Annotated in this window: 8 protein-coding genes; 1 reads left to right on the top strand and 7 read right to left on the bottom strand. The window is 27.2% G+C overall.

Annotated elements, in window-relative coordinates; all coding sequences use genetic code 11:
- The 4 genes from BSV1_RS05075 to BSV1_RS05060 form a co-directional block, all read right to left on the bottom strand.
- Nucleotides 1-1353: a PBSX family phage terminase large subunit gene (locus BSV1_RS05075; protein WP_012672723.1), complete on the bottom strand. Its 1353-nt coding sequence runs from the start codon at nucleotides 1351-1353 to the stop codon at nucleotides 1-3.
- Nucleotides 1350-1916, bottom strand: coding sequence for a DUF603 domain-containing protein (locus BSV1_RS05070; RefSeq protein WP_012672712.1), 567 nt, complete (start codon nucleotides 1914-1916; stop codon nucleotides 1350-1352). The genes BSV1_RS05075 and BSV1_RS05070 overlap by 4 nt, the downstream gene beginning before the upstream one ends.
- A 177-nt stretch (nucleotides 1917-2093) precedes the next feature.
- Nucleotides 2094-3032, bottom strand: coding sequence for a hypothetical protein (locus BSV1_RS07055; RefSeq protein ID WP_158309986.1), 939 nt, complete (start codon nucleotides 3030-3032; stop codon nucleotides 2094-2096).
- Between the two features lie 38 nt (nucleotides 3033-3070).
- Nucleotides 3071-3595, bottom strand: a complete 525-nt coding sequence (locus tag BSV1_RS05060; protein ID WP_012672722.1) for an Erp family outer-surface lipoprotein — start codon at nucleotides 3593-3595, stop codon at nucleotides 3071-3073.
- A gap of 435 nt (nucleotides 3596-4030) precedes the next feature.
- Between BSV1_RS05060 and BSV1_RS05055 the strand changes: the two genes are divergently transcribed.
- The gene (locus BSV1_RS05055; RefSeq protein WP_012672719.1) at nucleotides 4031-4807 is read left to right on the top strand and encodes a tyrosine-type recombinase/integrase; all 777 of its coding nucleotides are present in this window, start codon (nucleotides 4031-4033) and stop codon (nucleotides 4805-4807) included.
- Nucleotides 4808-4812: 5 nt separating this feature from the next.
- Here BSV1_RS05055 and BSV1_RS05050 read toward each other — a convergent pair whose 3' ends face one another.
- The 3 genes from BSV1_RS05050 to bdr form a co-directional block, all read right to left on the bottom strand.
- The gene (locus BSV1_RS05050; protein ID WP_012672715.1) at nucleotides 4813-5238 is read right to left on the bottom strand and encodes a DUF261 domain-containing protein; all 426 of its coding nucleotides are present in this window, start codon (nucleotides 5236-5238) and stop codon (nucleotides 4813-4815) included.
- A 57-nt stretch (nucleotides 5239-5295) separates the two neighbouring features.
- A complete protein-coding gene (locus BSV1_RS05045) occupies nucleotides 5296-6633 on the bottom strand; it encodes a DUF244 domain-containing protein (RefSeq protein ID WP_012672703.1) in 1338 nt (445 codons plus the stop codon).
- 686 nt (nucleotides 6634-7319) lie between these two features.
- Nucleotides 7320-7898: a Bdr family repetitive protein gene (bdr, locus tag BSV1_RS05040; RefSeq protein ID WP_012672704.1), complete on the bottom strand. Its 579-nt coding sequence runs from the start codon at nucleotides 7896-7898 to the stop codon at nucleotides 7320-7322.
- Nucleotides 7899-7900: the final 2 nt, after the last annotated feature.

Here is a 7900-nt window from a genome sequence, read left to right as displayed (position 1 = left end):
TTACAAAAATCTTTGATTGCCAAAATGGACACTTTTCTCTTTATATCCTAAAGACAACATCAAATATGCAGCAGATATTGCATCAAGAGAATCATCATGGGTTTTGTTATCGCCTTTATACGCATAGATATCATTAAATACAGAAGAACTGCTGTACTTTGCAATGTAAAGTTTTTTGTAAGTAAAAGGTGTAATTAAAGTCGATATTCTACCAAACTTATTAGACTTTGGTTTAACCGGCGCAATTCTAAAATATTGGCTCATATTGCTCCTAAGCATTATATATTCACGAGTCAATCCACCAGCACCTTTCGTGTTATCTCTATCTTCTAAATAAAGTGTATGTACATTGAAATTTTCTAAAACAGTTTTGACCATATTCATAATATAAGGATCATTAGCTGGTCGTTGATCTTGAAATACAAAAGCATAATACTTATCATCAACTCTCTCCATAACACATAAAGCAGTGTTGTCTCCCCCAATACTAAATGCTGGATCTAAATATGCTATTGGACTAGTAAACACATAATCTTGAATAATATTAATTTGTGTAAAAATTGAATCAGTGCTTGCTATCCACTCTCCTAACAAAACTCTTGCTTTATATGTTGGTATATCTTTATAGAGTTTCTCTTGCGTTTCGATAAATCCTTTACTAAGAAGAACATTATCATAAGTTGTAAACTTATATGTCTTAAAAGTCGCCGTATTATCAATATAATCAGTTTTGAAATAATGTTCTGGATGATCCGGATTAGTATCAAAAATAATAGTTTCTTGTCCACACCTAAGTCTTTTTAAAACTTCCTCTAAAGTTTGCTTGTGTAAAGTAGTAGCCTCATTAACAAAAATAAGTGCTGAATTACTACCCCTAAACCTTTCAAAATCGCTTGCCTTATCCCCTCCATATAAATTAATACGAAGTGAATCAATGAATATATATGAATTATTTGTATTCTTTGGAACATAAGAAATATTGAGAAGTTTACATAGCTTTTCAAATTGCCCCAAAACATTAACTTCAACTGAACGCTGAGAATTGCCTATAATAAAATTATTAGTATCACTAGAATACAGCTTTTTATTTTCAAGTAAACTTTTAAGAAAAAAATAACATGCAAGATACGTTTTGCCACTAGCTATACCACCACTAAGTATAATCTTCTTTTCATTATTTTTTTCAATTCTTTTGATAACATTTTTTTGCTTAACAGTTAAATGTTTTTCTTCAAACTGATTAAAATTAACTACAGAGTTTGCTGGCTTAACAAATTGTGATATATCAACTCCAAACTGATTTTTGTATTGCTTTTGAAGTGTTGTAAAAAGTTTCGTTTGATATAAGTTCACTTGTACCCTTTACTATTTTTGTAGTTACTTTTATTATCCACTTCATGGGCAGCAGCAAGTCTTTTCATACATTCATAGTAAAGCTCCATTTCTCTTATTGAACACTCTTTTATAAGATCATTAAGCTCGCTTTTTAAAGAACTAATCTTTTCATTAACAACTTTTTCACTTTTTTTATTACTTTCTTTATCTAAAGAGTCAATTTTAAATCTTAAATCGTCTACTTTTGAAAGCATATTAGAAAGTTCAATACTAGAATATTGCCTAAACGCACGTATAAATCCTAATTCTAAATTAGAGCGCTCTAAATCTAGCTCTCCCTTAACTTTTTTAGCTTTAACTTCCGATCTAAAAGTTTGTGCTACAAGGTGTTCAAAAGTATCCTCACTAATTGTTACTCTAGAGTTCTCGTTAACACAACCCTCTCCACTCTCCCATTTTTGCCTCATTCTCCACACATTTACTCTAGAAACTCCTAGTCTAAATGCTATTTCTTTATCATTTAATGATCCTTCTCTAAAATACACCACATAATCATCAAAAGATCTTTTCACTTTTTTCAAAAGTATTATCCCAAAGTAACAAAACTAACAAATTATTACTCTAAATAGTAAAGCAATTTAATAATTTATTAACACTTATTAATTGCTGGTCTATACTTTAAATGTTACAGTAGAAAAAGTTAGCCTCTGCTTTTTAGAGGCTAAGTAAATTTTAAAATATTAATTATTAACATTTAACTAATAACAATCTTCATTAAATGTTCCACATTTTATAGCCTTTAAGATTAGCTCTTCCTTTTCAGAATTTTCAAGATATTCTTTAATTTTTACTAAATAAATTTTTAAGTTCCCTAAATCACCCTTAATATCACTAACTTTTACAATATTTTTATTTATATCATCATCATTTTTTATTTTGCTTCTTAAATCACTTCTAGCATTTCTTAAGTTTTTAAATAAATTATAAATATTAGTATCATCTATGCTTTCTCCCCACATACTATATATAGAGTCTTTAGCATCAGTAATATCATCATATATAGGATAAGTAACATTATCTTCAACACTTTTCCCAGTCGTATATTGCTCCCTTTCAACGTCATCAATGTTTCTAATTATAATATCTATTTTAGATACAGCTTCTTTAATTTTATTTCTAGTTATTTTTTCAAGAGGATTTTCTTTTGATTCTTCTTCTCTTTCTTTTCTTCTTTTTTCCAGTTGTTTTTTTCTTTCTTCCATTTTTTTCTGATCTTCTTTATATTTCTCTCTTCTTCTTCTTTTAAATTCTTCTTCTCTTTCTTGTTCTTCTTTGCCTTTATCTTCTTTACCTTTATCTTCTTTACCTTTATCTTCTTTGCCTTTATCTTCTTTGCCTTTATCTTCTTTGCCTTTATCTTCTTTGCCTTTATCTTCTTTGCCTTTATCTTCTTTGTGAACACCATTTTGTGTTGTTTTTAATATGGGTGCGTTGTCAAGACTATTAACTGGCAATGTTGGAAGCGGATTAAGATCAAATAGAATATTATTTGGATAGTCACTCTGCATTAAATCCTTTTTTAACAATCCCTTAACTTGTTCTTTTACATTTTGTTTTAAATCTTCACTACTTGCATAATTTTTGCAAGAACTTATCAGTGCAAAAATAACACAAATAATAAACATTTTTTTATTCATAATTATCATTATTTTCTCCTATAATTGGAATTTCTATTCTATTTTAAATTCTTCTTAAGCTCTTCTAATAATATTGCATATTTAGCAATTTTATATCCTGCACCATTATTAGTTTTATCTCCTAAAAATGTAATATGTTCAGAACCATTAATAGTTTCTATCTTTGTTATTATCTGTTTATTTTCGATACCATTTGTAACACTTTCTTCGTTCTTATATCCATAATATAAGCTAACTTTAAATGCTCCACCTTCAGTCATTGCTTTTACAAAGTTATTAACCTCTGATTCTTCTAATGAAAAGAATGTAGCTGAATGTCCCCCAACATTTAAACCTGTTTCAATGCCATCTTCTTCTTTTCTTATAACCAAAGTTCCTAAGTTGCTCCAATCCCCATTATTGTCTTTTTTGTTTTTAATATTTACAGTAAATTCAGAGAATTTTATTGTATCACTACTTGCTTGCCCACTTAAGCCACCCTGATCACTTAAACTACTTCTAAAATTTCCACAAGAACTTATCAGTACAAAAACTGCACAAATAATAAACATTTTTTTATTCATAATTTACTCCTACTCCATAAATCTCAAAGATAATGCAATACCTATTATATACAATTTTTTAAAGATTTAAATAATTAATTTTGTTAAATTTTGGATTACATAGTAACAAAACTCGAATGTAATTTTAAACAACTCTTGAAAATCTCTCCATTGCAAATGGTCGGGTCATTACAAGAGACTACAAAACACATACAAATTAAATTTCATAGTCTTTGCTATATATCAGTTAAAGTATATTATCTTTCTTATCCGACCCCCTTAAAAATTACCACTTCTACTCTTTACAGCCACTCTACATCCCAAATTCCGCATGCAATGAGAAGCACTGTAATTTGACTAAAATTTTAAGTTTTTGGTAAAATATAAATTGCAATTTTTATACATTTTTATTACTTTTACTTAATTTAAAAGTAACACTTATAAGGAGAGGATTTTATGGACATTAATAATTATCTTAATTTAAATAAAGGTGATACAGATTTTTTCCTCAAAATATTTAAAGATTATCTAAAAGTTATAGATGAAAATAAAATTCTTAAAAATACTCTAAAAAATTCAACTAAAACAAAAAAAGAAAATCTAAAACCTAGCCCTAAGTTTTATATAACTCCAAAAACTAGCAAACTAATTGAAAAATGTATAAAACAATTAAAACAAATTGATCCAATATCTGGCTGGTTCGTACATCTACTCTCAATAAGTGGATGTAGGGGTACTGAAATTCAAAAAGTAAAATTGCAAGATATTACTACTCTAACCAGCGAAACTGGAGAAATTCTTTATAATATAAAAGTGAATGTGGCAAAAAAAAGAAGTGTCGCGTGCATTAGAGAAATTGTCATTAGCTCTAAAGAGTACGACGCTATTCAAATAGCTCATAAGAATCATTTTGAAGAAAAAAATATCGATACACGGCGTACTTATCTTTTTCAAAAAACCAAACATAGGTTTAAAGATAATCAAATTAGCATTATCAATATTTCTAGAAAATTCAAAAATCTTCTTAAAAAATCAGGATTTAAAGTAAATAAATCACTTCATTTATGCAGAAATTTATTTATTTCAAATTTAAAAGCCAATGGTTATAATTCTTTTCAAATTAAAGAACTTATGAAATACTCTTCAACCCATGAAATTGATAATATCTACGGACTCTCTTCTGCTAACAAAATTCAAGCTTATAAATACGCCAAAAATAGCTTAAAGCTGTAGTATAACTACTTAAGCTTAAATATTCGCTTTGAAGTTACTTTAAATATTTTTCCACGAGTCCTTAAATCAAGTGAATCATATAATATTTCTTGCTCTTTTGTAGCAATAAAGTGAGATCCATTAACCCCCGTGATTTTAACTTCACTTATTTCAAATTCATTTGCAGCTGCAAAGTAACCAAAAGATTCATATCTCACACTAGTTCTAATTCCGTAGTAATTTAGTATCATACATGGATTTATAATAAAACAATTGCTTTTAATGTACCCAAGTCCTAAAAATCTGCGATAAGCCACATTTATGCCAAAAGCATTAAATTCAATATTCTTAAACACACTTGTATAATAATGTAAGCATAAAAAATAGCATCCCCATCTCTGTATTTCTCCGAGTAAACTCATATTGTTTTGTTTTATTTTACTAATAAGCATTTTTTAAACCTCCTATGTTAAATAATTTTTTTAATTTTTTTATTTTTAGTGCCCCATTCAAAAGGGGACACTATTTGCATATGCTATATTACTCATATTGCTCGGCACAAAGACTTTATTATTTATTGGTGTAAGTTCTTTAAATCTATCTGCTATTGCTCTTTTTTTAGGATCATAATTGAATACAAATTGTTTGAATCTGTAATTCATATGATCAATTAGTGGATATTCATCCATAATCTTATCAATTTTAATTTTGAGCAAATCTTTTATAGGTTTTTCTCTTTTTTTGTTTTCATTTTGAATTTTATTTAGTTCTACTTTTAAGTTATTAATCTCAATAAGATTCTCCTCAAGATTTATAGCAGACTGCTCGGTTTTAATCTCAAGGTCTACACACTCAACATACTCTACAAATTCATTTATCCAATTAAACTCAACTCCAGATTGATAAAAATCACTCTTTACTACCAACTCTTCAATCTCTTCAACAAGCTTATTAAACGTATCATTATCAATATTGTTGGATATTAATAACTTAACCTGATTGTTTTTAACAATTTCGGTTCTTATATTGAAAACTTCACGTTCACATTTAAGAACAAAATTAAGCACTTTTGATATTAAAGAATCATTTCTCTTTATCTCACAATTAACTGGTACAGCGTCTATTAAAAAGAACAAATTACAATACTCAAGTCCAGTACATGCTAGTTGCATTTGCGCCTGCACATAGTATTTGAAAAAATACTTACTACTTAAAAAATTGCCATTTTTATTGTACTCTTCAATAGCACTACTTATATAAGTAGAATCACTACTCTTAATCTCTAAAAGCTCTATATCACCATAAATATTCATAAACCATCCATCAATTGTTGAGCCTACTAAAGGCTCAAAATTGTCTATTTTTTTGAAATAATTATATTTGTCAACGCCGTTGGCATATTTATTTTTATACAAAACGGCAATATTATCACCATACGCCTTAACAAATTCTCTAAATCCTAAATTTTCCAACTCTTTACCTTTTAACATGTATAAATTCTCTTTAAAAGGCAAACTCATGCCAAAATATTTAAGCACACTATTTATCATTACGTCTTTAAGACCAGCGCCACCAATTACAACAGTCCCCACTTCACTAGCTCCATATTTATCTAGCTTGCTTCTTTGCAAACTAAAATCAATATTACGATTAAATCTAAAACACTCTTTACTACTTATTCCTGGTAATTTTTTGCCTATCTTGCTTAATTTGCTTTTTTCTTTAATGGGAAGAGCCTTTTCCTCAAATATTTCACATCCAATAAAACTTTGTTGCTCAGCATGTATCATGTTGGATACTCCATTTTGAATATTTTCTTGATTGTTGTTTGTTGAAACATTGTTCATGTTTTCCTCCTTTCATTAGTTATAAATAACTATATAGCAAAAACTATTTTTGCCAACTTTTTTACAAAAATTTTTGCAAAAAATGGGGGCTTAGCCAAATTCTCTACTTAAAGAATTAAGCTAAACCCCACTAAATTGAGTTTATTTAAAATAATAGCAATCCTTTATAGCTATATTATATAATGCATCAAAAACCCTTTTTGTCAATTTCTTTATAAGAATTTTTGCAAAAAGTGGGATTTAACTGAATTCTTTACTTAAAGAACTAGTTAAATCCCACCAAAATGGCGCCCTTGTTTTATATATGCGACACAACGAACATATCATGTAATATTTACCATATTATAGAAACCACTTTTGTCAACTTTTTACAAAAATTTTTACAACAAAATAAAAACTTTATTAAATTCTCTTATTAAAGAACTTAATAAAGTATAGTGGATTTAGCTTAGCTGAATTCACTATAAAAAATTATTTTTTTAAAGTTTTTCAACAATTAAGCATAGTAAAATTTAGAATTAAAATCAATTTGTCTTTTTACAATAAAAGAACTTATTTAAATTCTTTTGTCAAAAAGTTTGAATAAGTTCTAATTTAGAATAGATCAAAAATAAACTGTTACTTTTTAAGTATATTCATCAGCATTATAATAATGTTACTTAAAAATCAAATTATGAATTATTTCATTATTTAATGAATTGTAAATATTTCATAAATAAAGCATTTAAAATTGGCCCAAAAATTGCCGCTGCAAGTATCATAAAATGTACTAGTCTGTTCCCCATATTAAGATCTTTACGCAAATTATTTACTTCATTATCTATCTTAGTATTTAAAATAGATATGTCTTTTTGCAAATTTTTTTCTACACTATCTATCTTAGCACTTACATTATCTATCTTAGTATTAAGTTCGTTTTTTACATTATCTATCTTAGTATTTAAAATAGATATATCCTTTTGTAGATTTTTTTCTACATTATCTATTTTAGTATCTAAACTATCTATCTTAATATTTAAATTTTTTTCTACACTATCTATCTTCGTATTTAAATTTTTTTCTACATTATCTATCTTAATATCCAAATTAGATATATTTTTTTGCAAAGTCTTCTCTATATCAATCAATTTTTCTTTTAAATATTCAAAGTTGTAATTATCATTATGAAGAAAAACAAAATCTATTGCCTCCTCACTAAACCCTATGTTTAAAAATTCATTTTTTATACTTTCTATATTGTATGTTCTATACGCTAAATTGCTCATAC

Origin of the sequence: [Borrelia] finlandensis, from assembly GCF_000181875.2 — a bacterium.
In the GTDB taxonomy this organism is placed as follows: Bacteria; Spirochaetota; Spirochaetia; order Borreliales; family Borreliaceae; genus Borreliella; species Borreliella finlandensis.
The sequence above is the reverse complement of the archived record's forward strand: the minus strand, read 5'-3'. Positions and strand labels throughout refer to the sequence as shown.

What these genes read in the sequence shown, in the direction of transcription:
- BSV1_RS07055 (WP_158309986.1), bottom strand. Translation starts at nt 3,032, where the DNA reads ATGAATAAAAAAATGTTTATTATTTGTGTTATTTTTGCACTGATAAGT.
- BSV1_RS05060 (WP_012672722.1), bottom strand. Translation starts at nt 3,595, where the DNA reads ATGAATAAAAAAATGTTTATTATTTGTGCAGTTTTTGTACTGATAAGT.
- BSV1_RS05055 (WP_012672719.1), top strand. Translation starts at nt 4,031, where the DNA reads ATGGACATTAATAATTATCTTAATTTAAATAAAGGTGATACAGATTTT.
- BSV1_RS05050 (WP_012672715.1), bottom strand. Translation starts at nt 5,238, where the DNA reads ATGCTTATTAGTAAAATAAAACAAAACAATATGAGTTTACTCGGAGAA.
- BSV1_RS05045 (WP_012672703.1), bottom strand. Translation starts at nt 6,633, where the DNA reads ATGAACAATGTTTCAACAAACAACAATCAAGAAAATATTCAAAATGGA.
- bdr (WP_012672704.1), bottom strand. Translation starts at nt 7,898, where the DNA reads ATGAGCAATTTAGCGTATAGAACATACAATATAGAAAGTATAAAAAAT.